The sequence below is a fragment of the Streptomyces sp. NPDC085481 genome, from assembly GCF_044541845.1.
Classification (GTDB): Bacteria; Actinomycetota; Actinomycetes; order Streptomycetales; family Streptomycetaceae; genus Streptomyces.
Genome location: NZ_JBITTJ010000010.1, coordinates 200,581 through 224,228, shown reverse-complemented (window position 1 = coordinate 224,228; position 23,648 = coordinate 200,581). Strand labels below are relative to the sequence as shown.

General features: G+C 72.6%; 17 protein-coding genes. 5 read left to right on the top strand and 12 right to left on the bottom strand.

All coding sequences use genetic code 11. The annotated features are described in order from the left end of the window. Window positions 1–530: 530 nt before the first annotated feature. Window positions 531–1,493 (bottom strand): 2-hydroxyacid dehydrogenase, encoded by a 963-nt coding sequence (locus ACIGEZ_RS22145; RefSeq protein WP_399833612.1) that lies wholly within the window; start codon window positions 1,491–1,493, stop codon window positions 531–533. A gap of 75 nt (window positions 1,494–1,568) precedes the next feature. Here ACIGEZ_RS22145 and ACIGEZ_RS22140 point away from each other — a divergent pair, with 75 nt between their 5' ends. The 3 genes from ACIGEZ_RS22140 (at window position 1,569) to ACIGEZ_RS22130 (ending at window position 4,131) form a co-directional block, all read left to right on the top strand. Then, window positions 1,569–2,570 (top strand): aldo/keto reductase, encoded by a 1,002-nt coding sequence (locus tag ACIGEZ_RS22140; RefSeq protein ID WP_399833610.1) that lies wholly within the window; start codon window positions 1,569–1,571, stop codon window positions 2,568–2,570. Between the two features lie 81 nt (window positions 2,571–2,651). Further along, window positions 2,652–3,812: a PQQ-dependent sugar dehydrogenase gene (locus ACIGEZ_RS22135; protein WP_399833608.1), complete on the top strand. Its 1,161-nt coding sequence runs from the start codon at window positions 2,652–2,654 to the stop codon at window positions 3,810–3,812. A 13-nt stretch (window positions 3,813–3,825) separates the two neighbouring features. After that, a complete protein-coding gene (locus ACIGEZ_RS22130; protein ID WP_399833606.1) occupies window positions 3,826–4,131 on the top strand; it encodes a DUF6191 domain-containing protein in 306 nt (101 codons plus the stop codon). 19 nt (window positions 4,132–4,150) lie between these two features. Here ACIGEZ_RS22130 and ACIGEZ_RS22125 read toward each other — a convergent pair whose 3' ends face one another. The 5 genes from ACIGEZ_RS22125 to ACIGEZ_RS22105 all read right to left on the bottom strand — a co-directional run bounded on the left by ACIGEZ_RS22125 (window position 4,151) and on the right by ACIGEZ_RS22105 (window position 12,666). Further along, window positions 4,151–7,228, bottom strand: a complete 3,078-nt coding sequence (locus tag ACIGEZ_RS22125) for an AAA family ATPase (RefSeq protein WP_399833604.1) — start codon at window positions 7,226–7,228, stop codon at window positions 4,151–4,153. A gap of 7 nt (window positions 7,229–7,235) precedes the next feature. Next, window positions 7,236–7,409 carry a hypothetical protein gene (locus ACIGEZ_RS22120; RefSeq protein ID WP_399833602.1) on the bottom strand — a complete coding sequence of 58 codons (174 nt, stop codon included), beginning with the start codon at window positions 7,407–7,409 and terminating at the stop codon, window positions 7,236–7,238. Between the two features lie 167 nt (window positions 7,410–7,576). Further along, entirely contained in the window at window positions 7,577–8,134 is a 558-nt protein-coding gene (locus ACIGEZ_RS22115) for a GNAT family N-acetyltransferase (RefSeq protein WP_399833600.1), read from the bottom strand. Further along, window positions 8,112–10,370, bottom strand: a complete 2,259-nt coding sequence (locus tag ACIGEZ_RS22110) for an MMPL family transporter (RefSeq protein ID WP_399833598.1) — start codon at window positions 10,368–10,370, stop codon at window positions 8,112–8,114. The genes ACIGEZ_RS22115 and ACIGEZ_RS22110 overlap by 23 nt, the downstream gene beginning before the upstream one ends. Before the next feature lie 151 nt (window positions 10,371–10,521). After that, window positions 10,522–12,666: a phosphocholine-specific phospholipase C gene (locus ACIGEZ_RS22105; protein WP_399833596.1), complete on the bottom strand. Its 2,145-nt coding sequence runs from the start codon at window positions 12,664–12,666 to the stop codon at window positions 10,522–10,524. Window positions 12,667–12,798: 132 nt separating this feature from the next. On the opposite strand from ACIGEZ_RS22105, the gene ACIGEZ_RS22100 reads away from it, so the two are divergent. Further along, on the top strand, window positions 12,799–13,497 hold the full coding sequence (locus tag ACIGEZ_RS22100) for a DUF6333 family protein (protein WP_399833594.1): 699 nt from the start codon (window positions 12,799–12,801) through the stop codon (window positions 13,495–13,497). 220 nt (window positions 13,498–13,717) lie between these two features. After that, a complete protein-coding gene (locus tag ACIGEZ_RS22095) occupies window positions 13,718–15,967 on the top strand; it encodes an LPXTG cell wall anchor domain-containing protein (protein WP_399833592.1) in 2,250 nt (749 codons plus the stop codon). A gap of 182 nt (window positions 15,968–16,149) precedes the next feature. Here the strand turns inward: ACIGEZ_RS22095 and ACIGEZ_RS22090 are convergent, their stop codons facing one another. The 6 genes from ACIGEZ_RS22090 to ACIGEZ_RS22065 all read right to left on the bottom strand — a co-directional run bounded on the left by ACIGEZ_RS22090 (window position 16,150) and on the right by ACIGEZ_RS22065 (window position 23,518). Next, on the bottom strand, window positions 16,150–17,574 hold the full coding sequence (locus tag ACIGEZ_RS22090; RefSeq protein WP_399833590.1) for a ricin-type beta-trefoil lectin domain protein: 1,425 nt from the start codon (window positions 17,572–17,574) through the stop codon (window positions 16,150–16,152). A 134-nt stretch (window positions 17,575–17,708) separates the two neighbouring features. Continuing rightward, window positions 17,709–19,220: an Asp-tRNA(Asn)/Glu-tRNA(Gln) amidotransferase subunit GatB gene (gatB, locus tag ACIGEZ_RS22085; RefSeq protein WP_399833588.1), complete on the bottom strand. Its 1,512-nt coding sequence runs from the start codon at window positions 19,218–19,220 to the stop codon at window positions 17,709–17,711. Between the two features lie 15 nt (window positions 19,221–19,235). Beyond that, window positions 19,236–19,481 (bottom strand): hypothetical protein, encoded by a 246-nt coding sequence (locus ACIGEZ_RS22080; RefSeq protein ID WP_399833586.1) that lies wholly within the window; start codon window positions 19,479–19,481, stop codon window positions 19,236–19,238. After that, window positions 19,478–20,980 (bottom strand): Asp-tRNA(Asn)/Glu-tRNA(Gln) amidotransferase subunit GatA, encoded by a 1,503-nt coding sequence (gatA, locus tag ACIGEZ_RS22075; RefSeq protein ID WP_399833584.1) that lies wholly within the window; start codon window positions 20,978–20,980, stop codon window positions 19,478–19,480. The genes ACIGEZ_RS22080 and gatA overlap by 4 nt, the downstream gene beginning before the upstream one ends. A gap of 7 nt (window positions 20,981–20,987) precedes the next feature. Beyond that, window positions 20,988–21,284, bottom strand: a complete 297-nt coding sequence (gene gatC / locus ACIGEZ_RS22070; protein ID WP_007266718.1) for an Asp-tRNA(Asn)/Glu-tRNA(Gln) amidotransferase subunit GatC — start codon at window positions 21,282–21,284, stop codon at window positions 20,988–20,990. Window positions 21,285–21,394: 110 nt separating this feature from the next. Then, complete coding sequence (locus ACIGEZ_RS22065; RefSeq protein WP_399833582.1) at window positions 21,395–23,518, bottom strand: putative bifunctional diguanylate cyclase/phosphodiesterase; 2,124 nt, start codon at window positions 23,516–23,518, stop codon at window positions 21,395–21,397. Between the last annotated feature and the right edge of the window lie 130 nt (window positions 23,519–23,648).

Sequence of the window (23,648 nt, the reverse complement as noted above, 5' to 3'; positions counted from 1 at the left end):
CCGGCGGCGGGGCGGTGTCCGAGGAGTGTCCCGGTGCTCACCGGACCCTCCGGGCCTTCGCCGGGATGTTCGTGCGCCGCCTGGCCGCCGAGGCCGTCCGCCCGCGGTTCCGGGCGGACCTCGTCGTGCCCGCCGCAGGCGGCCGGACGGTCGTCGGGGCCGGGCGGACGGCTGTCGGCGCCGTCGGCACCGTGCGCCGGATCGGTGGGCGGGGGCGTCGGGAGTCCGTCCTGCGCGGTGGCGCGGTCGGGCTGGTCCGGCAGGGCCGCCGCGAGGCTCGGGAGGGTCGGCGACGGTGGCCTCGCCGCGTCGGATCGTCGGTCGCTCGGCCGTGCTTCACCCGTCGCCCCCCTCGGAATCTCATGTCCCGTCACTTCGCTCCCCAGCGTCTGCCCGTACTCGACGCAGTCCCCCGCTCCGGGACGATACACCAGGTTCGTCACTCAGGGACAGGGGTGCAGTACTCTCCGTGACGGCCAGGGGGCTCGCGAACAGCGCGTAGCGGGGGCGCGCGTCCACGGGCGAGCGGCTCAGGTGGTCAGGACCACGTTCGCCGGCTCCTCCCCCGCCGCGAACCGGGTGAGCTGGGCGGCGAGCAGCCGCTTCGCGCGCGGCATGAACGCCGAGGTGGAGCCGCCGACATGGGGACTGACGAGGACACCGGGAGCGTGCCACAGCGGGTGACCCGCGGGCAGCGGTTCCGGGTCGGTGACATCGAGCGCCGCGGTGATCCGGCCGCTCTCGGCCTCCTTGAGCAGCGCGGCGGTGTCCACCACGGGGCCGCGGGCCACGTTGACCAGGAGGGCGCCGTCCTTCATCCGGGCGAGGAAGCCCGCGTCGGCAAGGTGACGGGACTGTGCGGTGAGGGGCGTGGAGAGCACGACCACGTCGGCCTCGGGCAGCAGCGCGGGCAGTTCGGTGAGCGGGTGTACGGGACCGCGCTCGGTGGCACGCGCGGAGCGCGCGACGCGCACGACCCGCGCGCACTCGAAGGGAGCGAGCCGGTCCTCGATGGCGGCGCCGATCGATCCGTACCCGACGATCAGCACCGACTTGTCGGCGAGCGCCGGGTAGAAGCCGGCCCGCCACTCCTCCGCGTCCTGACCGCGCACGAAGCCGGGGATGCCGCGCAGCGAGGCGAGGATCAGGGCGAGCGTCAGCTCTGCCGTGCTGGCCTCGTGCACGCCCCTGGCGTTGCACAGCCGGACTCCTTGGCGCAGCAGGCCGAGACCCGGGGTCACGTGGTCGATGCCGGCGGAGAGCGTCTGCACGACCCGGACGTTGCCCATCCCGGCGAGCGGACGCACCGCGATCTCCTCGCCCTTCATGTACGGCACGACGTAGAAGGCGCAGTGCGCGGGATCGGCCGGAAAGTCCGGGCCGCCGTCCCAGAACCGGTAGTTCAGGCCCGACGCGCCCGGCGCGGGCAGCCCTTCGATCTCGTCCGCGGGAATCGGAAGCCACACGTCGGCGGCGGTGTCATCGAACGTCATGACCGGGAGGCTATGCGAAGAATCCCGCGCGCGATTGGTTACTTTGGGGGGCGGCACAGGGAGGGGTACCGGCAGGTGGAGCGCAGGACGATCGGGGCGGCGGCGCTCGGTGTGGGTGCGGTGGGCCTCGGATGCATGCCGATGAGCTGGGCGTACAGCGCCTCGCAGCGGCGGGGCGACCGCTCGTTGCGGACGGTGCACGCGGCGCTGGACGCCGGGGTGAGCCTGCTCGACACCGCCGACATGTACGGTCCCTTCACCAACGAGCTTCTCCTCGGGCGGGTGTTGAAGGAGCGCCGGGCGGACGTCTTCGTGTCGACGAAGGGCGGACTGCTCGTCGGCGACCAGCACATCGTGGCCAACGGCCGTCCCGGATACGTGCGCAGGGCCTGCGACGCCTCGCTGCGGCGGCTCCAGACGGATGTCATCGATCTCTACCAACTGCACCGGGCCGACCCCGAGGTGCCCGTGGAGGAGACCTGGGGCGCGATGGCCGAGCTGGTACGGGCGGGCAAGGTGCGGGCGCTCGGGGTGTGCGCGGTGGGCGCCCGGTCGACCCGGCGCGGCACGGTGGGCGGCGGCTATGACGGAACGATCCGGCAGCTGGAGCGGATCCAGCAGGTCTTCCCGGTCAGCGCGGTCGAGGCCGAGCTGTCGGTGTGGTCGCCGGAGGCGCTGGAGCGGCTGCTGCCCTGGTGCGAGGCGCGGGGCGTGGGCTTCCTCGCCGCGATGCCGCTGGGCAGCGGCTATCTGACCGGGACGCTGACGCCGGGCGGCGGTTTCGAGGCGGACGACCCGCGGGCCAGGCACTCCCGGTTCACGGCCGAGATGATGGCGGCCAACCAGCCTCTCGTGGTGGGGCTGCGGCGGGTGGCGGCCCGGCTCGGCGACGACGTCACTCCTGCGCAGGTCGCGCTGGCGTGGGTGCTGGGCCGGGGCCGGCACGTGGTGCCGATCCCGGGTGCGAAGCGGGAGCGGTGGGCCGTGGAGAACGCCCGGGCCGCGGAGCTGGCGCTCGGCCCGGACGATCTGGCCGAGATCGCGGCGCTGCCCCGGCCACGGGGGTCGTGGGACTGAGGATCGGTCGCGGGCCCGGGAACCCGATCGGGCCGAGCGGTGTATCAAGAAGAGAGATCGCCGCTGGAAGGGATCGGGACCATGAGCCGAGGCCGAGTCGTCGTGAGCGGCGTGGCGGGCGCAGCCGCCGCGCTGCTGCTGATCGCCGGATGCTCGTCGCCTTCGGACGGGGAGAGCGGGCGTCCGGCGTCCCCGCCCGCCTCGTCGGCGGCGTCGTCACCGTCGACGGCGTCCACCGCGCCGTCCCCTTCCGGGACGTCGGCCGGCGCGGGCGGGGTGCGGGTCGCGGGCGTCCTGACCCAGGACCTGAGATCGCCGTGGGGGCTCGTCGAGCTGCCCGGCGGGGATCTGCTGGTCTCCTCGCGCGACGAGCGGACGATCAGCCGCGTCGACGCGAAGACCGGGCGCACGACCTCCCTCGGCGAGGTGCCCGGGGTGGTGCCGGGCGGTGAGGGCGGGCTGATGGGCCTGGCCGTGCGGGACGGCTGGGTGTACGCGTATCTGACCGCGGACTCGGACAACCGGATCGTCCGCATGCGGTACGGGGGCGCGGCAGGCGACCGGCTCGGTGCCCCGGAGCCGGTGCTGACCGGCATCCCGAAGGGCGTCATCCACAACGGCGGGCGGATCGCGTTCGGGCCGGACGGGATGCTGTACGCGGGGACGGGCGAGACCGGGCGGACCGGCCTGGCCCAGGACCGGGCGTCGCTCGGCGGGAAGATCCTGCGGATGACCCCGGAGGGCCGGCCGGCGCCGGGCAACCCCTTCCCCGGCTCCGTCGTCTACTCGTACGGACACCGGAACGTGCAGGGGCTCGCCTGGGACGGGGCCGGGCGGCTGTGGGCCGCTGAGTTCGGCCAGAACACCTGGGACGAGCTGAACCGGATCGAGCCCGGGCGGAACTACGGCTGGCCGGCGGTGGAGGGCCGGGCGGGCCGGTCCGGGTTCACGGACCCGGTGGCCCAGTGGCCGACCTCCGAGGCCTCGCCGAGCGGGATCGCGTATGCGCGGGGCGCGATCTGGATGGCCGGGCTCAGGGGCGAGCGACTGTGGCGCATCCCGCTCTCCGGTGCGGAACGATCCGGGGACCCCCGGGCGTTCCTCACGGAGGAGTACGGGCGGCTGCGCACGGTCCTGGCGACCGGGGGCGGCGCCCGGCTGTGGCTGGTGACCAGCGAGACCGACACCCGGGGGACGCCCGGGCCCGGTGACGACAAGATCCTCCGGCTGGAGGTCGGGTAGGAAGGCGAGGCGGATGTTCAACCTGATGGAAGAGCTGTTCGCGCCGGGCCGCAAGCACACCGACGACGAGCGGCAGCGGCTCGCCCTGACCCGTGAGGACCTCGGGGACGGCGACCCGCACAAGGGGCCGATAGACCTCGCCTCGGGCAAGGTCAGGATCCGCATACCCGGCGCGGCCCAGGAGGCGGTCCCCGAGCCCGGGGCGGCGCCTGAGGCCAAGGCGGCACGCCAGTCCGCACCCGAGTCCGCACGCGAGTCCGCACGCGAGACCGCGACCGAGTCCGCACCCGAGTTCGCGACCGAGGCTCCCGCGGCCTGATCCGCGAGACACCCCCTGGCTAGGCCGGGGTCTCCCGGGCCGTGGGCTCCAGGAGGCGGAGGCGGTGGGCCAGGGCGGCGGCTTCGCCGCGGCTTGCGACGCCCAGCTTGGCGAGGATGTTGGACACGTGGACGCTGGCCGTCTTCGGTGAGATGAACAGCTCCTCGGCGATCTGGCGGTTGGTGCGGCCCTCGGCGACCAGGCGCAGGACGTCCTGCTCGCGCGGGGTGAGGCCGAAGGCGTCGTCGTGGGGCTCCGGCCCGACCGGGGCCGCCCGGCCGGCGGTGAGCGGCGCGAGCCGGGCGCGGGCGGCCAGGAGCTCGACCTCCTCGCGCAGCGGGTGCGCTCCGAGGCGTACGGCGGTGGCGTGGGCCCCGCGCAGCAGCGCGGCGGCCTCCTCGCGCCGGCCGCCCTCGGCGAGCAGGGCGTCGGCGAGCCGGTGCCGAGCGGTGGCCAGCGGGTATGGGCGGTCGAGCGCCTCGAAGGCGGCGACGACCTCGGCCCAGCGTGCGGCGGTGTCCCGGGCCTCGGCGCGTGCCAGCTCGGCGGAGACCTGCTGGGAGTAGGCCTCCCAGACGGGCGCCGGGGCGGCCAGGTCCCGCACACAGCGGCGTACCAGCGCGAGCGCGGCCTCGCGGCCCTCGGAGGCGGCCGGGAGGCCCCGGGCGTCCGCCTCGGCGGTGAGGGCGGCCAGGACGAGCGGCCAGCCGTAGCGGTGGGTGCCGGGCGGGAAGCCGGCCTCGGCCGCGGCGGCGAGCCGGGAGCGTACCTCGGGGAGGTGTCCCTCGGCGGCGGCCACGGCCGTGGCCACGTGTGCCATGGGCAGGGTGTACTGCGGGATCGGGTCACAGGTGCCGTAGCGGGCGGCGGCCTCGGCGAGACGGGCGGCAGCCACGGCCGGTTCGCCGCGCGCGACGGCGAGGTGGGCGAGCTGCAGCAGGGCGGTACCGCCCGGCTTGGTGCCGGCGGCCCCGGAGCGCAGCAGCAGTTCGCACTCCTCCTGGACCCGGTCCCACTCGCCGAGCGAGAAGAGCGACTCGGCGAGGTTGGCGCGGACCCAGCCGGCGCTGTCGACGAGGCCGTGGGAGAGGGCCCGCTCGATCCCGGTGACGGCGATCTCGACGGCCTCGCGGGAGCGGCCGAGCCCCTCAAGGCAGGAGGACAGGTTGACGTTGGCGCGGGAGGACTCGTGGAACTGGCCCAGCGCGAGGGTCCGTTCGCGCACCTCGTGCATCTCGGCGAGACCGGCCTCGGTGTCGCCGGCCGCCACCTTGATGGTGCCGAGGGTGAGGCGGGCGGTGAGCTCGGTCGCCTCGGCCTTGACGAGCCGGGCGTACTCGACGGCGCGTTCGGCGGCGGCCAGGGAGTCGGGGCCGGGTTTGCGGAGCATGCCCCAGCCGGCGGCGACGGCGAGGACCAGGGCGTGCACGGCGGACGGCGGAAGGCCGCGGACGAGCTCCTGGGCGCGGGCTATCTCGGCCCACCCGTCGCCGCGGCCCAGGTTGGACTGGAGCCGGGCCATCTCGGTCCAGAACCAGGCGGAGCGCAACGGGTCGCGCTCCTCCTCGCTGTCGAGGAGCCGCAGTGCCATCCGGCCGATCTTCACGGCGCGTTCGCGTTCGCCGCTGAGCCGGGCGGCGACGGTGGCCTCGGCGAGCAGGTCGAGGAAGCGCAGCGGGGTGGTCTCGGGGTCGCAGCCGCAGGGCGGGTAGGCCTCGGCGTAGTCCATGGGTCGCAGGCCGCCGCGTACCGCGTCGGGGACCTCGTCCCACAGTTCCATGGCACGTTCGAGGAGCCGAAGTTGCTCGGCGTAGGCGTAGCGCTTGCGGGTCTCGACGGAGGCGCGCAGCACGGCCGGCAGGGCGCGGGCGGCGTCGTGGGCGTGGTACCAGTACGTGGCGAGCCGGTTGGCCCGTTCGTCGCCGCGGACCAGGCCGGGGGCGTTCTCCAGGGCCTCGGCGTAGCGCCGGTTGAGCCGGGAGCGTTCGCCGGGCAGCAGGTCGTCGCTGACGGCCTCGCGGACGAGGGAGTGGCGGAAGCGGTAGCCGTCGCCGTCGGGGACGGCGAGCAGGATGTTGGCGCCGACGGCGGCGCGCAGGGCGTCGAGGAGTTCGTCCTCGGAGAGCCGGGCGACGGCGGCGAGCAGGTCGAACTCGACGGTGGAGCCGCCCTCGGCGACGATGCGGACGACCCGCTGTGCCTCTTCCGGCAGCGCCTCGACGCGGACCAGGAGGAGGTCGCGGAGTGACGCGCTGAGAGAGCCGGTGGCGTGCCCGGACTCGTGGGAGGCGACGAGTTCCTCGACGAAGAAGGCGTTGCCGTCGGAGCGTTCGAAGACCTCGTCGAGGAGGGCCGGGGCGGGTTCGGCGGCGAGGATGCCGGTGAGCTGGCGGTGCACCTCGGTGCGGGTGAACCGGGCGAGTTCGATGCGGTGCACGGAGCGCAGCCGGTCGAGTTCGGCGAGGAGGGGGCGCAGCGGGTGGCGGCGGTGGATGTCGTCGGCGCGGTACGAGGCGACGACCACGATCCGGCCGCGGCGCAGGGTGCGGAAGAGATAGGCGAGCAGGTGCCGGGTGGAGGCGTCGGCCCAGTGCAGGTCCTCGAGCACGAGGACGACGGTGCGGTCGGCGGCGATGCGTTCCAGGAGCCGTACGGTCAGCTCGAAGAGGCGGGCGGTGGCGTCCTCGGCGGCCGGCTCGTGGCTGCCCAGGTCGCCGAATTCGGGCAGCAGTCGGGCGAGTTCGCCCTCCTGGCCTTCGGCGGCGGCGGCGAGCTCCTCGGGGAGGCGGCGGTGCAGCCCCCGCAGGGCGGTGGAGAAGGGGGCGAAGGGCAGTCCGTCGGCGCCGATCTCGACGCAGCCGCCGACGGCGACGACCGCGCCCTGGGCACAGGCGAGTTCGGTGAACTCCTCGATGAGGCGGGTCTTGCCGACGCCCGCCTCGCCGCCGACGAGCAGCGCCTGGGGCTCTCCCGCGCCCGCGCGGGAGAGCGCCTCGGTGAGGGCGGTGAGCTCGCCGGCACGGCCGACGAACACGGGGCTGACTGACCTGGTCTCCACGGCGCCGAGCATCGCACAGGCGTCCGCCGTCGTGCCCATACGGGGGTCACGCGGCCCGTGCGAAGCGGTTCCGGTCGGCGCTCACCCGCCCCTCGGGTTCCTGCCTCCGGCTCGCGCGGCGGGCCTTGGCGGCGCGGGCGGCCTCGCGGGACAGGCGCTGGGCGTCGGCCTCGCGGAGCAGCTCGGCGTGCTGGATGCGGTGGAGTTCGTACGCGAACATCTGGTTCTCCTGGGGGTTTCCGGTTTCGGTATCGCTCCTTGCGATGCCTCTACTTTCGTTTCCCAGGGGGGTCCGCCACATCGGGAGAGTGCCGCATGTTCGGCGTACGGGGGGCCTTAGACGTACCTCAGGGGGCCTTAGGGGGCCTTGGGTGGCCCGGGGAAGGCCTAGGACGCCTTGTCGGCCCGCCATTCGGGGGCCAGGACGGACCAGACCTCCATGTCGGCGCGCTTGCCGCGATAGGGGTAGCTCTCCCGCATGACGCCGTCCCGGCGCATGCCGAGGCGGCGGGCGACGGCGATGCTGGGGGTGTTGGCGGAGGAGACGTGCCACTCGATGCGGTGGATGCCGCGCTGCTCGATCGCCCAGTCGATGATGACCCGGCAGGCGCGGGTGACCAGGCCTCGGCCGGCGTACCCGGGCTCGACCCAGCAGCCGGCCTCGGCCAGCTCGCTCTCGGTGTCGAAGATCCGGAACATGACGCCGCCGACCAGCGTGCCGTCGACGCGGATGCCGTAGAGGTAGCCGGCGTCGTTCGCCGCCTTGTCGGCGTATCTGCGCAGGTGGGCGCGGGAGGTGTCGAGGTCGGTGACGACGTCGGGCAGGCCGACGTGGGCGCCGATGAACTCGCGGCCCCGGTCGATGTGGGCGAGGAACTCCTCGGCGTGCCGGGGCTCCAGCGGGGTCAGCTCGGCACCGTCGTCACCCAGCGATATCGCGAACATCCTCGTTCTCCTCTGCCTGCGCCATGATCATTCGCTGCACAGGGATCCTCGCATGCCCGGCGTCGCGGGCGTCGGCGGCCGCGCGGCTCTCCGGCGGCTCGATGCTGATCCGGGGCAGCCTGCGGTCGAGCCAGCGCGGCAGCCACCAGTTGGCGCCGCCCAGCATGTGCATGAGGGCGGGGACGAGGAGGGTGCGCAGGACGAAGGCGTCGAGGGCGACGGCGGCGGCGAGCGCGATGCCGAACATGGCGATGACCCGGTCGCCGGAGAGCACGAAGGCGAGGAAGACGGAGATCATGATGACCGCGGCCGAGTTGATCACCCGGCTGGTCTCGGCCAGGCCGACCCGCACGGCCCGGCGGTTGTCGCCGGTCTCCAGCCATTCCTCGTACATCCGGCTGACCAGGAAGACCTGGTAGTCCATGGAGAGCCCGAAGAGCACCGAGACCATGATCACCGGCAGGAAGGGCTCGATCGGTCCGGCGCTGCCGAGGCCCAGGAGCTCGCTCCCCCAGCCCCATTGGAAGATCGCGACGACGATGCCGAAGGCGGAGGCGACGGCGGCGACGTTCATGGCGGCCGCCTTGAGCGGGATGCCGAGGGAGCGGAAGGCGAGCAGCAGCAGGACGCAGCCGAGAGCGATGACGACCCCGACGAAGAGCGGCAGCTTGCCGACGATGATCTCGGCGAAGTCGTCGTACGAGGCGGTGACGCCGCCGACGTGGACCTGGAGCGAGGTGCCGTCCGCGGCGGCCGGCAGGACGTCGTCGCGGAGCCGGTCGACGAGCTCGCTGGTGGCCCTGGACTGGGGCGAGGAGTCGGGCACGACGGTGAGGACGGCGGTGTCGCCGGCGCCGTTGTACGCGATCGGGGAGACGGACTCGACGCCCTTGGTGCGGGCCAGCTCGGCCGGCAGCTCGCCGAGGGCGAGCCGGTCGTCGGCGCCGTCGAGCGAGGCGACGAGGGTGAGCGGCCCGTTCACGCCGGGCCCGAAGCCGTCCGCGACCAGGTCGTACGCCTGGCGGGTGGTGGCGGTGGCGGGGCCGTTGCCCTGGTCGGAGGTGCCGAGGTGGAGGGAGAAGGTGGGCAGCGCGAGGACCAGCATGACGACGGCGGCGACCGCGCCGAGCAGCTTGGGATGGCGCTCGACGAAGGCGGACCAGCGGGCGGCGAAGCCGGTGGGCAGCTCGGGCTGGGGGCCGTGCTCGGCGAGGTGGCGGCGTTCCCTGCGGCTGAGGGCGCGCATGCCGATGAGGGAGAGCAGCGCGGGCAGCAGGGTGACGGAGGCGGCGACGGTGAGGACGACGGTGAGGCAGGCGGCGATGGCGACGCCGTTGAGGAAGCCGAGCCGGAGGATCAGCATGCCGAGCAGTGCGATGCAGACGGTGGCGCCGGCGAAGACGACCGCGCGGCCGGTGGTGGCGACGGCGATCCGGGCGGCCTCGGGCACGGGCAGGCCCCGTTTGAGGCCCTTTCTGTGCCGGGTCACGATGAACAGCGCGTAGTCGATGCCGACGCCGAGGCCGATGAGCATGCCGAGCATCGGGGCGAAGTCGGCGACCGTCATGACGTGGCCGAGGAGCACGATCCCGGAGTACGCGATGCCCACGCTGACCAGGGCGGTCGCGATGGGGAGCGCGGAGGCGGCGAGGGAGCCGAAGGCGACGAAGAGGACGACGGCCGCGACGACGACGCCGACGGCCTCGGCGATGTGTCCGCCGGGAGCCTCGGTGAGGGCGACGGCGCTGCCGCCCAGTTCGACCTGGACGCCGTCGGTCGCGGCGGCCTTGGCGGTGTCGACGAGGGCCTGGGCCTCGGCCTGGGGGATCTCGTCGGCCTGCGCGTCGAAGGTGACGGTGGCGTAGGCGGTGCGGCCGTCCTCGCTGATCTGCGCGGGGGCGGCGGGGGTCTCGTCGTACGGGGAGGCGACCGAGGCGATGCCGGGGAGGCCGGCGACCTTGTCGAGCATGCCGGTCATCCGCTGCTCGAGGCCGCCGGCGCGGACGCTGCCCCGGTCGGTGTGCCAGACGATGGTGTCGCTGTCGCCGCCGGCTCCGTGGAACCCCTGTTCGAGCAGGGCCGTGGCGCGGCCGGATTCGGTGCCCGGGACCTCGTAGTCGTTGGAGTACGCGCTTCCGGCGATCGCCGCTCCGGTGACTGCTCCGCCGAGGGCGAGGAGCCAGACCAGAACGGCGACGAGGCGGTGCTTGATGCACCACCGTGCGATGGCTGCCAAAGGACGTGCTCCCTGGATGGATCGGTGCTCGGGCCTCACTGTCGCAGCCAAACGTGATCGTTTGTCCGTTTCGTGGCGATCCTCACAGGGGTCCCACAGGGTTCGGGACCGAGGCCCCGAACCCTGTGGGACGGACGGCCAGGCCGGCGGCCTAGCCGGAGACGCTGGGGCGCCCGTTCTCGATGTGACCCATGAGGCGGCGGCGGAAGCCGTCGGGGCCGGTCACCTCGACGTCGTACCAGCCGTGCGCGTCGGCTGCGGAGTGCACGACGGTACGGCTCCGGCCGGGCTTGACGGTGACCGTACGGGTCCAGTCGGCGAGGTCGTCGGCATCGACGTAGCCGAGCGGCCGGACGGTGAAGGAGACCGGGGCCGCGGAGTCGTTGCGGACGGTGAGGTGCAGGTCACGGTCATGGTGATCGATGCGCGAGGCGAGCTCGGCGCCGCCCGCCGCCGGGCCCTCGAACTCGCGGCGGAAGCCGTTGGGGCCGGTGATCGTGAACCGGTAACGATCACCGGTAAGGGGGACCGCCCATTGCGCCGTGCCCCTGACATCCCGGTGCTGCGGGACGGCGAACTCGCCGGCGTACGGGTAGAGGGCGAAGTGCGCGCTCGCCTTGCCGGTGTTCTTCAGCGCCACGGTGACCCTGCCCGCGTCGACGGAGGCGGAGGCGTCCGGCTGGTACGGCAGCGGGCGCGCGGGGCGCGTGCCGGGCTCCTGGACGGGCATCGACTGGACCGCCGGGGGCTGGGGCCGCCACCGGCCCGAGAAGGGCGGGACGGGCCCGGGCTGCTCTACGGGCGGCCGGCGGCGCGTCCGCCTGAAGTCGAAGGCGGAGGTGAGGTCGCCGGTGACGGCCCGGCGCCAGGGAGTGATGTTGGGCTCCTCGACCCCGGTCAGCTTCTCCAGGAAGCGGATCACGGAGGTGTGGTCGAAGGTCTCGGAGCAGACGTAGCCGCCGACCGACCAAGGGGAGACCACGAGCAGCGGCACCCGGACGCCGAGCCCGGTGGGCTTGCCCTGCCACCGCTCGTCGGTGTTCTCCGCCGGCGGGACCGGCGGCGGCACGTGGTCGAAGAAGCCGTCGTTCTCGTCGTAGTTGATCAGCACGACGGTGTGGCGCCACACCTCCGGGTGCGCGCCGAGGGCGTCCAGCACCTTGTAGACGAGGGAGGCGGAGGCGACCGGCGAGGAGGCGCCGGGGTGTTCGGAGTCGACCGCGGAGGGCACCAGGTAGGAGACCTCGGGCAGCGTGCCGGCGGCGACGTCGGCGCGGAAGGCGTCGGCGAGGGTGCCGCTCTCGACCCGGCGCAGCCCGCGCTCGAAGAGGGAGCGCTCGGCGTCGGTGAGGGTCACCACGCCCTCCTCCAGGAGGCCGAGCAGGCGGGTCCGCTCGACTGTGTCGCCGAGGGCGTCGGCGTCGCGTACGGCGGCGTAGAAGGACTCCATGAAGGTGTGCCCGCCGGTCCTGGCGAGCGCCTTGCGGGCGATCTTCTTGAAGCCGGTGAAGAACTCGATGTTGTTGTCGGTGAAGTTCTCCCACTCGGTGTACGTCTTCCAGCTCCGCCCGGCGGCTTCGAGCCGCTCGGCGTAGGTGGACCAGCCGTAGCCGGGGTGGGTGCCCTCCGCATAGGCGGCGTTGGTGACGGCGCGGCTGCCGTCGGCCTCGTAGCCCGTCCAGCCGGACCAGAGGTGGTTGCGGTTGGGGCTGGTGGAGGTGTGGATGGAGGAGTGGTACGCGTCACAGATGGTGAACGCGTCGGCGAGCTCGTAGTGCAGCGGGATGTCACGCCGGTCGTAGAACGCCATCGTGGCCGCGGTCTTGGCCGAGACCCAGCCGTCCATCCAGCCGTCGCGCCAGGCCTTGCCGCCGCCGCTCCAGGAGTGGTCGAGGTCGCCGATGTACTGGAGGTCCTTCTGCTGCGTCTCGGCGGCGGCGCGGACGGGGAACGGCAGCACGGTCCGGCCGAGCGGGCCGGGCTGCTCGAACACCGGCCTGCCGGAGGGCAGCTCGACGGCGTTGCGGTCGCCGAACCCGCGGACGCCGCGCAGGGTGCCGAAGTAGTGGTCGAAGGATCGGTTCTCCTGCATGAGGATCACGACGTGCCGCACCGCCCCCATCCCCCCGGCCGGCGGCTCGGCGGCCATCGCGGCCTGCAGCGACGGCGGCAGCAGCGAGCCGGCGGCGGCGACGCCGAGGGCTCCTCCGCCGAGCGCGAGCAGCCTTCTGCGCGAAATCTCCGGTGACACGCCCCGACCTCCTCGTCGACGGCCAATGGTTCCCCTTCGAGCCATTGGCGGGGTACGCCGGGACGGTAATGAGACGCGGTGACGCGGAGAAGACCCCGTGGGGGCATGGTGATGAACGTCCAGGAGGACACGTCGAGGAGTCCAAGCGGCGGCCACGCGCTCGGTACGGTGGCGGCCATGACCGACAGCACCCCGGTGGACAAGTGGGGCCACTACGAACTGACCCTGCTCTTCCCGCCGTTCACGTCGACCGCCGGCACCCCGACACCACCCCCCAACGACCCCGGGCGCGCCCGCCGGGTCGCCGAGTCGCTCGGCACCGTCGCCGAGGTCGTCGAGGAGTTGCCCTCCCGCGCCCTGGACGACCTGCCGAAGCCCGGGACGCGCGCCGACCTGGACGTCGTAGCCGTCGGCTGCTGGGGAGACCTCGTCCTGGTCGTCGACCCGGCCCTGGCCTCGGACGCGGTGGTCTCCGCCATGGCCGACGAGGTCGACCGGCAACGCGCCCTGCACCCGGACGCCCGGATCACCGGATCGGTCTTCCTCGACGCCGGGCAGGAGTACAACGAGCACCTCCTCGACCTGCCCGGCGGCCCCTCCCTGCGCGTCGGCGGCTGGGACGACGGCGACGCGTGGACCCTGCACGGCGACCCCGAGCAGGTCCTGCGCGCCCTGGGCATCGACCCCGCCGACCACGGCGACGCGGACGTCGACCTCGACGACGAGCCGCACCTCGTCGACTGGGACGCCTACCTCGCGCTCGCTCTCGGCCCCCAGGTCACCGACCGGGACCGTTTCCGGCTGCGTCCTTCGCTGTTCCGGGTCCGCCGCACCGCCGAGGCCGCGGCCGGCCTGACCGACGTCTGGTTCGGGTGACCGGCCCGCCCTCAACTTCCCACAGAAACTTCACAGTTGCAGGCCTGCAATGTACGCATCAAAGGGATGCGGGATGCCTATGGTGGGGCATTCGGGGTGGTGTCAGCTACGGGGGCCGTGCGCCAACCCCGCACACCGGACGACTCTCCCTGCCCCCACTTAGGGATCAGCACACGTGAGTTCTCACATAGCAACCCGGCCAACACGACTCAGGGCCCGCATGGCGGGCCTCCTCCTGGGCACCTCGCTGCTCGCCGTCGGACTGCCCGTCACTCTCGGCGGAGCGCAGCAGGAGGCCGTGGCGGCGCCCATGCGCTGCCACGACAAGTTCGGCACGCGCCCGACGCCGCCGCCCCGCCAGAACCTGCCCGGCTACAAGCCCGTCGGCCCGAACCAGTGGCAGACGCCCAACGCCGAGCAGCGGCTCTACGACTTCGAGCAGCCGACGCTTGCCGTCACCGGGCTGAAGAAGCCCGCCGACGTCGCCAAGTACGGCAGTGACACCGGCAAGTACACGATCGGCACCCCGGAACACGCCTACGCCTCCTGGAACAACCGGCAGGCGAGCAAGAACCCGTACACGGGCTCGTTCGAGGACTGGCTCGGCGACGTCTACGTCGAGAACAACGCCCGCAACCGGCGCGGCAGCGGCTTCGAGCGCGAGGTGGTCCGCTACTTCGGCCTCGGCGGCGCCGACTGGCTGTGCGAGACCTACCTGCGCGACGTGGACCCGCAGCTCGACAAGGAACTGCGGCAGAAGCTCGGCGACAAGGTGGTCGGCCCGAACGGGCGGCGCTACGACGCGATCGACGCGCGCAACAAGATCGCGTACGAGTTCAAGTCCGGCGTCGACGGCAAGCACAACCAGCTCAAGGTCGACGCGGAGATGGTCAGGCGCGGCTGGCGCGTGGTCTACATCCACGGCCAGGAGCCCGACCCCAAGTGGGTCGAGAAGTACAAGGCGGCCGGAGTCGGCTACTACCGGCACGGCGCCACCCCTGCCCCGTACGCGCCTGGCAACCAGTACGCGGCGAAGTACCCGAACCTGATGTCGCCGGACCCGGCCAAGCCGTCCGTCGGCGCCGGCAACGACCTGATCCGCCGCTCCATGCCCACGCCCGAGGACGTACGACGCAGGCAGGAGGCGGCGCGCCCCTTCCTGCAGAACCCGCAGGCCGCCACGCGCGGCCCCGGCGGCGTCGACTTCACCAGCCTCGAGCTGCGCTACGTCGGCCAGAACGAGACCGGCAGCCTCAACTACTCCTTCTCCGCGAAGAACACCGACGAGGACGAGAACCCCGGCTTCGGCGGCATGGAGAAGGCCCAGATGGCCTCGGACTCCTTCTTCACCTGGCTGGCGCTGACGCCCGAGAAGTTCTGGGTGAACCTCAACCCGGACGAGCCCGACCGGGTCATGGACCGCTCGTTCGGCAAGACCGACGCGGGCCGCGTGCTGCTGGACGCGGACCTGGAGATGAAGCGCGACTTCTCCCGTGCGATGGACCCCAAGACCCCGGCGGGCGCCGAGTTCTGGAGGAACCTGACCCACATCGGCAACCGGATCTGCCTGCACGGCATCCGCAACTGGATCACCCCGCAGCCGGCCAAGGTCCGTGAGCAGGACGGCGGCATCTTCATCCTCGACGCCCCGCTGAAGGTCAACTCGGTCCCCCAGGAGACCAAGACCCAGCCCCCGGGCGAGCAGTGCACCATGACCGAGGCCCAGATCCAGCACAACCAGCGGCTCGTCGAGCGGCTCCTCGTGCCCATCGTCGAGAAGAAGATCGCCGAAGGCCCGGCCTACGCCGACCTGCGGCGCGTCTACGCCTCCCGGGTGGCCGCCGAGTGGATCAAGCAGCAGGACGCGAAGAAGCCCGGCGACTTCCACAAGATCATCGGCAGCAACGACGTGAGCCGCTGGCCGATCCGCGGGGAGAAGTGGGATTCGTTCGAGGTCTGGAAGAAGTACCGGAAGTCGTTCATGGAGGGCGACTACACGTACGAGTTCGAGGACGGCGGCCTCGTCTACACGATGACCGTCGGCGGCGTCGACTTCTCCAAGGCGCCCAAGAAGAACATCAGCCGCACCCAGTTCACCGCCGAGAAGCCCAACCTGACGGACGTCACCAAGGGCTCCCGAGCCGAGGTCCTCGGCTACAAGGACTCCGGGACGACCCTGCTCGGCGGTGACACCGCCGTACGCAAGTCAGGCCCCAAGCCCACACCGACGCACCCCGCCCCCAGCCCGTCCCCGACGAAGCCGGGCGACCCGTCCACCCCGCCGCCGAGCGGCACGCCCGGTCCGAACAAGCCGGGTGAGCACGGTTCGAGCGGCGGCACGGGCCCGGGCGGCGACCTCGCCGACACCGGCTCCGACACGCCCGTCGGCCTGATCGCCGGCCTGGCGGCGGCGCTCGCCGCGGCGGGCGCGGCCCTGCTGTGGTGGAAGCGCCGCCGCACGCAGTCCTAGCGCGACCCGACACAGAGGACGGCGCCCGGCACCCCCCGCGAGGGAAGGTGCCGGGCGCCGCCGTCGGAGCGGGAGTCACGGGCCGGGGGGCACGGCCCGGGAATCCCCGCTCGGGAATCCCCGCTCAGGAATCCGCGCTCAGGAATCCTTGCTCAGGAAATCCGCGTTCAGGAAATCCGCGTTCAGGAGCGGGTCCACTTCTGGTGGTTGCCGCCGTTGCAGTACCACAGGCCCACCGCGCTGCGCGGGGCCGTGGCCTCGCCCGACACGTCCAGGCACAGGCCGGACTGCTGGGCCGTGACCGAGCCGTCCGCGTTGAGGTTCCACTTCTGGTTGGGCCCGCCGTTGCAGTACCAGATGATCAGCGGGGTGCCGCCCTGGGTGCCGCCGCCGTAGACGTCCAGGCACATGGTGCCGTAGACGCGCAGCTCCTTCTCCGGCGTGTACGACCACTGCTGGTTCTCGGAGCCGCTCGTGCACCACCAGATGACCAGGGAGCTGCCGGCCTCCTTGGAGGCGCCGGGCACGTCCAGGCAGTGGCCGGAGCCCACGCCCCGCAGCACGCCCTTCTGGACGGCCGGCTTGCCGGTGCCGAACCAGGCCCACGCCAGCCGGTCGGCCGCCGAGGCGTTGGTGGTGCGCAGCGTCAGGTCCGTGCCGGTGCCCTGGCGCTCGGTGAGGGCGTACGAGTCGCCGTCGCGCAGGCCGGGCCAGTAGACCGCGCCGATGCCGAGCTCACGGACGGTGTCCGTGTCCCCCTGGAGGAACGCGACGGCGGAGTCGCCGTTGACCGGGCCGTTGTAGTCGATGCCGGTGGTGAGCGGGGCGCCGAACTCGGTCAGGACGGTACGGGACGCGCAGCTACCGACCTTCGTCTTCAGGTCGCCGGCCCACTGGGAGCGGTCGGTCCAGTCCGGGTGCCAGAAGCCGTAGTGGTGCAGCGACAGATGCGTTCCGGCCAGCCGGCTGTCGGCGCACACGGGCCGTACGTCGGAGGCGTAGCCGGTGCCGTCGACGAAGACGCGCTCACGGGAGATGCTCGTGCCGTGGTCGGCGAGCCAGCGGGCGGCGACGTCGGCCCACTGGGTGGCCGAGTAGCCGAACGGCTCGTTCATCGGCTCGAAGTGGACCTTGGTGTTGTCGCCGTACTTCGCGATGATCGTGTGCCACATGGCGTCGTACGTGGCCTGGTCGTCGATCCTGCCGTCCTTGGCGGCGCCGGGCGCCTCCCAGTAGGCCAGCAGCACCTTGAAGCCCTTGTGCAGGGCGGCGTCGATCGCGCCCCGGTAGGACTCCCAGTACGGGCCGTTGACGGTGGCCGGGTTGACCGGCAGGCGCACGGTGTTCACACCGAACTTCGTCTGGAACTCACCCATCACCGCGGCGGACTTGGTGTAGGTGGTCATGAAGTCGTCGGTCTTGGACAGACCGGACAGGACGAGCTCGTCGCTCGCGTAGTTGTCCCGCGGGTCGGCCCAGTTGACCCCCTGGAACGAGCCGCCGTTCGTGGCGGCGGCCGCCTCGGCGGCCAGCGGACCGGCCTGGAGGCCGATCAGCGAGAGCGAGCCGACGGCCAACAGGGCCAGGGCTCTTCGAAAGGCGGACATGTATTCCCCCCATAGGTTCGGATATGCCGGTCGCGTCGACGACGCTGCGTGATCGTATACGGGCATGAGAAACGGCCCGCACGGGGAGCCGAAGCTCCGGTGCGGGCCGCTCTCGTGCCCGTACGAGAAGGGGATCAGCCCTCGCTGACGCCCAGCCGCTCCAGGATCAGGTCCTTCACGCGGGCGGCGTCGGCCTGGCCTCGGGTGGCCTTCATGACCGCGCCGACCAGGGCGCCGACGGCGGCGACCTTGCCGCCGCGGATCTTGTCGGCGATGGCCGCGTTGCCCGCGATGGCCTCGTCGACCGCCGCGCCGAGCGCGCTGTCGTCGGAGACGACCTTCAGACCGCGCTTCTCGACGACCGCGTCCGGGGTGCCCTCGCCCGCGAGGACGCCCTCGATGACCTGACGGGCCAGCTTGTCGTTCAGGTCGCCGGAGGCGACCAGGGCCGACACACGGGCGACGTCCGCCGGGGTGATCGGGAGCTCCTCGAGGGAGACGCCCTGCTCGTTGGCGTTACGGGCCAGCTCGCCCATCCACCACTTGCGGGCCGCGGCCGCGTCGGCGCCCGCCTCGATCGTGGCGACGATCGGGTCGACCGCGCCGGCGTTGAGGATGGACTGCATGTCCAGCTCGGACACGCCCCACTCCTCGCGCAGCCGGTTGCGGCGCACCCGCGGCAGCTCCGGCAGACCCTTGCGCAGCTCCTCGACCCACTCGCGGGCCGGGGCGACCGGGACCAGGTCCGGCTCCGGGAAGTAGCGGTAGTCCTCGGCGTTGTCCTTGATCCGGCCCGCCGTGGTGGAGCCGTCGTCCTCGTGGAAGTGACGGGTCTCCTGGACGATGGTGCCGCCGGCGGAGAGGACCGCCCCGTGGCGCTGGATCTCGAAACGCGCCGCCCGCTCCACGGAGCGCAGCGAGTTGACGTTCTTCGTCTCCGAACGCGTACCGAAGGTGCTCGAACCCTTCGGCATCAGCGACAGGTTGACGTCGCAGCGCATCTGGCCCTTGTCCATGCGCGCCTCGGAGACGCCCAGGGCGCGGATCAGCTCGCGCAGCTCGGCCACGTACGCCTTGGCGACCTCGGGAGCGCGCTCGCCCGCACCCTCGATCGGCTTGGTGACGATCTCGATGAGCGGGATGCCGGCCCGGTTGTAGTCGAGCAGCGAGTGCGAGGCGCCGTGGATGCGGCCGGTCGCGCCACCGATGTGGGTGGACTTGCCGGTGTCCTCCTCCATGTGGGCGCGCTCGATCTCCACGCGGAAGATCTCCCCGTCCTCCAGCTGGACGTCCAGATAGCCGTTGAAGGCGATCGGCTCGTCGTACTGCGAGGTCTGGAAGTTCTTGGGCATGTCCGGATAGAAGTAGTTCTTCCGGGCGAAGCGGCACCACTCGGCGATCTCGCAGTTGAGCGCGAGGCCGATCTTGACGGCGGACTCGACGCCGACCGCGTTGACGACCGGCAGTGCGCCGGGCAGGCCGAGGCAGGTCGGGCAGGTCTGCGCGTTGGCGTCCTGGCCGAGCTCGGTCGAGCAGCCGCAGAACATCTTCGTCTTGGTGCCCAGCTCGACATGGACCTCGAGGCCCATGACGGGGTCGTACGCGGCGAGCGCCGCTTCGTACGACAGCAGTTCAGTGACAGTCACGGTGGAACTTCCCTCTCAGCCCAGCAGGACGTCGTCGTCGCCGAGGCGCTTCAGCTCGCGGTACAGGATCGCGAGGCCGGTGACGATGGCGGCGGCGGACACGACGGCGTCGACGAGCTTGAGCGTGTCGTGCTCGGCGCGCGCCTTCTTGACCTGCTTCATCACGCTCAAGGCGCCGAACGCGGTGGTGCCCATGGACAGGTACGTACCGGTCTTGGACTTCTTGAAGCCCTTGGCCTTCTGCAGTGCACTGGTACTCACAGCGACGGAGCCTCCTCGAGCAGCGGGTGGCCCCACTTTTCCACGAAGGCGGCCTCGACGGCGGCACCGACCTTGTAGAGCCGGTCGTCCTTCAGGGCGGGGGCGATGATCTGCAGGCCGACCGGCAGGCCGTCCTCCGGCGCGAGGCCGCAGGGCAGCGACATGGCGGCGTTGCCCGCCAGGTTGGTCGGGATGGTGCACAGGTCCGCGAGGTACATCGCCATCGGGTCGTCGGCGCGCTCGCCGATCGGGAAGGCGGTGGTCGGGGTCGTCGGGGAGACGAGCACGTCGACCTCCTCGAAGGCCTTCTCGAACTCGCGGGTGATGAGGGTACGGACCTTCTGGGCCGAGCCGAACCACGCGTCGTAGTAGCCCGAGCTCAGCGCGTACGTACCGAGGATGATGCGGCGCTTGACCTCGGGGCCGAAGCCGGCCTCGCGGGTGAGCGCGGTGACGTCCTCGGCGGACCGGGTGCCGTCGTCGCCGGCGCGCAGGCCGTAGCGCAGACCGTCGAAGCGGGCCAGGTTGGAGGAGCACTCCGACGGCGCGATCAGGTAGTACGCCGAGAGGGCGAGGTCGAAGGTGGGGCAGTCCACCTCGACGATCTCGGCGCCCAGCGACTTCAGCAGCTCGACGGACTCGTCGAAGCGCTGCACGACACCGGCCTGGTAGCCCTCGCCGCGGAACTGCTTGACGACACCCACGCGCATGCCGGCGACGGAGCCGTTGCGGGCCGCCTCGACGACCGGCGGGACCGGCGCGTCGATGGAGGTCGAGTCGAGCGGGTCGTGCCCGGCGATGGCCTCGTGCAGCAGGGCCGCGTCGAGGACCGTACGGGCACAGGGGCCGCCCTGGTCGAGCGAGGAGGAGAAGGCCACCATGCCGTAGCGGGAGACCGCGCCGTAGGTCGGCTTGACGCCGACGGTGCCGGTGACGGCGGCGGGCTGGCGGATCGAGCCGCCGGTGTCCGTGCCGATGGCGAGCGGGGCCTCGTACGCGGCGAGGGCGGCCGACGAGCCGCCGCCGGAGCCGCCGGGGATCCGGGTGAGGTCCCACGGGTTGCCGGTCGGACCGTACGCGCTGTTCTCCGTCGAGGAGCCCATGGCGAACTCGTCCATGTTGGTCTTGCCCAGGATGACCACGTCGGCGGCCTTGAGCCGCTTGACCAGCGTCGCGTCGTACGGCGGGATCCAGCCCTCGAGCATCTTCGAACCGACCGTCGTGGGCACGCCCTGGGTGGTGAAGATGTCCTTCAGCGCGAGCGGCACACCGGCGAGCGGGCCCAGCTTCTCGCCCCGGGCGCGCTTTTCGTCCACGGCGCGGGCCTGGGCGAGGGCGCCCTCGCGGTCGACGTGCAGGAAGGCGTGGACCTTCTCGTCGACGGCCTCGATACGGGCCAGGTGGGCCTCGGTGACCTCGACGGCGGTGAGCTCGCCGGAGGCGATCCTCGCCGCGATCTCCGCGGCGGTGAGCTTGATGATGGTGCTGTTGTCCGTCATGGCGTTCTTAGTCCTCCCCCAGGATCTGCGGCACCTTGAAACGCTGCTGCTCCTGGGCCGGGGCGCCGGAGAGCGCCTGCTCGGGGGTGAGCGACGGACGGACCTCGTCCGCGCGCATGACATTGGTCAGCGGCAGCGGGTGGGAGGTCGGCGGTACGTCTTGGTCGGCGACCTCGGAGACGCGGGCGACCGCGCCGATGATGTCGTCGAGCTGACCGGCGAAGTGGTCCAGTTCTTCGCTCTTCAGCTCCAGACGCGCCAGCCGTGCGAGGTGGGCAACCTCCTCGCGCGTGATGCCAGGCATGCGGATCCTCACGGGGTGAGTTTGATGGTGTTGGCCCAATCCTATGGGGCTGGCACCGTTACCCGTGAAACGGTTCGCCCCGGGGAGGGCCACCCGGGGATCCGGTCCGGTTACTGGACGACGTGCCCGGAGGGGTGGTCGACCTCGACGACCGCCGCGTTCGCCGCGATCTCCGAGGGGCGGCGCCAGCCGTGTTCGCCGCGGGCGCGCAGCCAGGCGGTGGTCTCGCCGGGGGGCATGGCGGCGGCGACCAGCCAGCCCTGGACGGCGTCGCAGCCGAGGTCCCGCAGCCGCTCCCAGGTCTCGTCGTCCTCGACGCCCTCGGCGACGACGAGCAGGCCGAGGGAGTGGGCGAGGTCGACGGTGCAGCGGACGATCTCGGCGTCCTCGTTGTCGACGGCGAGCCGGGCGACGAAGGAGCGGTCGATCTTGAGCTCGCTCACCGGGAGGCGGCGCAGGTGCACCAGGGAGGAGTAGCCGGTGCCGAAGTCGTCGAGGGACATCTTGACGCCGTGGCCGGTGAGCCCGGCCATGGTGTCGGCGGCCCGCTGCGGGTCCTCCAGGAGCACGTGCTCCGTTATCTCCAGCTGGAGCGCCCCGGCAGGCACGCCGTGCCGGGCGAGCCGGGCGGCGACGGCGCCCGCGAAGCCGGGGGTGTGGACGTCGCGCGGGGAGACGTTGACGGCGACCGGCACGTTGAGGCCCTGGGCGCGCCAGCGGGCCACCTGGGCGAGGGCGGTCTCCAGGACGTACTCGGTGAGGTGGGGCATCAGGCCGGAGGACTCGGCGATGGCGATGAACTCGTCCGGCGGGACCTTGCCGCGCTCGGGGTGGACCCAGCGGACCAGGGCCTCGAGGCCGGCGACCTGGCCGTCGAACTGGACCTTGGGCTGGTAGTGGAGCTCGACCTCGCCCGCGTCGAGGGCGCGCCGGAGGTCGCCGAGGAGGCCGAGGCGGTCGGGGGTGTTGGAGTCTCGCTTGGACTCGTAGACCTCGACGCCGGTGCGGTCCCGCTTGGCCTGGTACATCGCGACGTCGGCCCGGCGCAGCAGGCCCTCGGCGTCGAGGGCGTGCTCGGGGAAGACGGCGACGCCGGCGCTGGCCTCCAGGACGAGGGTGAGCCCGTCGAGGTCGAGCGGGGAGGAGAGCTCGGCGACGAGGTGGCGGGCGATGCGCTGGGCGCTGGTGGTGGAGTCGGCGGTGGGCAGCAGGACGGCGAACTCGTCGCCGCCGAGCCGGGCGGCCTCGGCGCCGCGGGGCAGGGCGAGCCGGAGTCGTTCCGCGATCTGGAGGAGCAGCCGGTCGCCGGCGAGGTGGCCCAGGGTGTCGTTGACCGAGCGGAAGCGGTCGAGGTCGATCAGGACCAGGGCCGAGCGGAGGCCTTCGCCCTCGGCCTCCTCCAGGGCGGTCCAGGTGCGCTCCAGGAGCCACTGCCGGTTGGGCAGTCCGGTGAGCGGGTCGCGCAGCTGCTCCTCGGCGCGGGCGCGGGCGATCCACAGGGTGGAGTCGAGCGCGATGAGCGGCACGGCGAAGAGCGGCAGGAGCGGCGGGCGGGAGGCGGCGACGACGCAGATGAGCGGGGCGATGGCGAGGAGCGCGACGGCGACGAGGCCCTGCCGGAGCAGGGCGGTGCGAGCGGCGGTGGGCAGTCCGCCGCCCTGGGGGGCGAGGGCGTACCACAGCAGGAGCCGGGTCACCACGAGATAGGCGGCGGCGGCGAGCACCACTTCCGGTACGTCGGCGATCCCCCAGTCGAGGGGCTGCCAGGGGTGCTCGACGGTGGGGACGTCGCCGAAGGTGGCGAGCACGAGGGCGGCGGCGCCCGCGCCGATGACGTCGACGGCGCCGTGCAGCAGGCCCTGGCGCCAGCGGTGCCGGCGGGCGGCGGCGACGAGGACGACGACGGAGAGGGAGACGAGGCTGGCGGGCACCCAGCCGTAGAGGAGCAGGACGGCGAGGGTGAGGGCGGCGCCGGAGCCGGTGCCGCCCCACCAGCGGTCGCGGCCGAGCGCGACCAGATGGCCGACGATGATCCCGGTGAGGACGGCCAGTGACCAGCCGCCGGCTCCGCCGGGGAAGAGCCCCTCGCCGGTGCTCAGCGCCCGGTACAGACCGGCGGCGAGCACGACGGCGGCTATGCCCACCAGCACTCCGGACAGTCCGGAGGTGAGGCCCACGAACGCCGCACGACCCTGGGGCCGTGCGACCGGGGCGGCACTCTCGGTCGGTTTCATTCCCGTCCCTCTCACAGCCGGCGGTGCCGTCGCAACGCGGGGGCCCTCGTGATGCCACGGGGCCGTCGTGCCGCCGCTCCTCGTACCGCGTGTCCTGCTCCTGCGACCGGCAGGGCCCTCACGCAGCCGT

Excerpts from the sequence above, each read along its gene's own strand:
- ACIGEZ_RS22100 (WP_399833594.1), top strand. The coding sequence starts at position 12,799 with ATGACCGACAGCACCCCGGTGGACAAGTGGGGCCACTACGAACTGACC.
- ACIGEZ_RS22145 (WP_399833612.1), bottom strand. The coding sequence starts at position 1,493 with ATGACGTTCGATGACACCGCCGCCGACGTGTGGCTTCCGATTCCCGCG.
- ACIGEZ_RS22135 (WP_399833608.1), top strand. The coding sequence starts at position 2,652 with ATGAGCCGAGGCCGAGTCGTCGTGAGCGGCGTGGCGGGCGCAGCCGCC.
- ACIGEZ_RS22065 (WP_399833582.1), bottom strand. The coding sequence starts at position 23,518 with ATGAAACCGACCGAGAGTGCCGCCCCGGTCGCACGGCCCCAGGGTCGT.
- ACIGEZ_RS22105 (WP_399833596.1), bottom strand. The coding sequence starts at position 12,666 with ATGGCTCGAAGGGGAACCATTGGCCGTCGACGAGGAGGTCGGGGCGTG.
- ACIGEZ_RS22115 (WP_399833600.1), bottom strand. The coding sequence starts at position 8,134 with ATGTTCGCGATATCGCTGGGTGACGACGGTGCCGAGCTGACCCCGCTG.
- ACIGEZ_RS22095 (WP_399833592.1), top strand. The coding sequence starts at position 13,718 with ATGGCGGGCCTCCTCCTGGGCACCTCGCTGCTCGCCGTCGGACTGCCC.
- ACIGEZ_RS22130 (WP_399833606.1), top strand. The coding sequence starts at position 3,826 with ATGTTCAACCTGATGGAAGAGCTGTTCGCGCCGGGCCGCAAGCACACC.
- gatA (WP_399833584.1), bottom strand. The coding sequence starts at position 20,980 with ATGACGGACAACAGCACCATCATCAAGCTCACCGCCGCGGAGATCGCG.
- ACIGEZ_RS22090 (WP_399833590.1), bottom strand. The coding sequence starts at position 17,574 with ATGTCCGCCTTTCGAAGAGCCCTGGCCCTGTTGGCCGTCGGCTCGCTC.
- ACIGEZ_RS22120 (WP_399833602.1), bottom strand. The coding sequence starts at position 7,409 with ATGTTCGCGTACGAACTCCACCGCATCCAGCACGCCGAGCTGCTCCGC.
- gatC (WP_007266718.1), bottom strand. The coding sequence starts at position 21,284 with ATGCCTGGCATCACGCGCGAGGAGGTTGCCCACCTCGCACGGCTGGCG.
- ACIGEZ_RS22125 (WP_399833604.1), bottom strand. The coding sequence starts at position 7,228 with ATGGGCACGACGGCGGACGCCTGTGCGATGCTCGGCGCCGTGGAGACC.